Source organism: Loigolactobacillus rennini DSM 20253 (assembly GCF_001436505.1).
GTDB lineage: Bacteria > Bacillota > Bacilli > Lactobacillales > Lactobacillaceae > Loigolactobacillus > Loigolactobacillus rennini.
In genome coordinates, this window is the sequence record NZ_AYYI01000054.1 from 1 (window position 1) to 1,682 (window position 1,682).

The window sequence follows — 1,682 nt, forward strand, 5'->3', positions numbered from 1 at the left end:
ACAAAGTGATTAGAACTTTTATAATTAATTCACCAACAACAGTTGACGAAGAGCCAGAAAAGCTGCTTTAGTCACTCCTGATTGTCTTCAGATTAATAACGATACTGTGACAAGACAAACATCATATGTTGGGTGTTAGCAAACCACATTTTTGTGTATACTGGTAAAGTGTTAGTTTGTTTTGAAGGAGGATATTATGCAAAGAAAAAGAATAAATTGGCAGAACTTACTTATTATTGGTGCTTTATTATTGTTGCTTTTTATTTATCTGTCACGGTTTGGTTTTAATCCATTAACAGATGACGGTATTTATAAATCAAAGATGGGTAGTATCTCAATTAATAAGTATGTCATCTCACGGTATACGACTTGGAGTGCACGTATACTACCAGATTTTGTCCTCTATTATATCTTTCATTTACCAGTCGCTATCTTTCACCTACTTAATTTAGGTTTTATTACTTTACTATCTTTTGCGTTGTTACGCATTACACAGCAGCCGATTACTTGGCAGCGGATGTGTTTATTCCCATTATTACTAGGCTACGTTAACTTTTCTGTAATTCAAAATGGTTTTCTTTGGCTAACGGGATCAGCTAATTATTTATGGCCTGCTGCATTGGGAGCTTGCGCCTTAATACCATTTGCGGATAGCTACTTTAAGGATAAAACATCCAAACATGATTGGTTTTTTTTAATCCCCGGCTTATTATTCTCACTTTCCAATGAACAGTTCATCGCCAGCGCAGTTGGCATTGGACTCATATACATTGCGACGATGTTTTGGCAACACCGTAAACCTGCTTGGATTCCCAGCCTAAACACGCTATTTTTCATTATTGGCTCAGCTGTTATGTATCTAGCACCAGGAAACGCTGTCCGAATGGAAGCAGAAATCAAGAACCGATTTCCTGATTTTAATCAACTCTCATTATTAAGTCATTTTAGAATCGGTATCAGTTGGTTATTCACAGCAATCAGCCAAAACTTTTTATGGCTACTAGTATTGCTCGCTATCCTAGCATTTGCACTATTAAAAAATAATCAAACGCGCGTTATTTTTAGCCTAGGGTACCTTATTTCCCTTGCCGGTTATTTGGTACAGCCAGAAATATTTACTAATTTTAATTTTATTAATAAAGTTATTCTAACAGCCTCCATTAAAAACTTTGTCCAAGGAATTACCGTTTATGCACTATTTAGTTTATTTTTAATATTATTACTCTGGAATATGATGCTTGTTGTTGATCAGCCGATCTTCCTATTATTATGTTGCTTGGCCGCCTTATTATCCAGCATGATTATGTGGTTTTCTCCAACAATTTATGCCTCGGGAACTCGCGTCTTAGTTTGTCCCGCAATTTTTTTGCTAGTGGTGGCTCTAGTGCTTTTAAAACAGGTATTACATCAGTATTCAAATAAAACGACTTGGATTTTTCAGTTGCTTTTAGTTTTACCACTATTTAATTATTTTACGCATTTGTTTTAAATATAATGTATGTACTAGGCGCTATAGTATTTTTTCTCGTCTCGCTTTGAACGTAACTAAATCTTCATCCGCAATTAGATTTTAATTATTTGGCTTTGGTTTCAATAGTTTAAATCGAATTGCGGATGTTTTTTGCTATAAGGTAGATTGTAAAATTTAAGTTGAACATATTAATGGACAGAAAAACCCATAA

1 protein-coding gene is annotated in these 1,682 nt (G+C 34.6%); it reads left to right on the forward strand.

The genetic code is table 11. The annotated features are described in order from the left end of the window. Positions 1–196 precede the first annotated feature (196 nt). Positions 197–1,489 (forward strand): DUF6056 family protein, encoded by a 1,293-nt coding sequence (locus FC24_RS07645; RefSeq protein WP_057874302.1) that lies wholly within the window; start codon positions 197–199, stop codon positions 1,487–1,489. The last annotated feature ends 193 nt before the right edge of the window (positions 1,490–1,682 follow it).

What these genes read in the sequence shown, in the direction of transcription:
- FC24_RS07645 (WP_057874302.1), top strand. Translation starts at nt 197, where the DNA reads ATGCAAAGAAAAAGAATAAATTGGCAGAACTTACTTATTATTGGTGCT.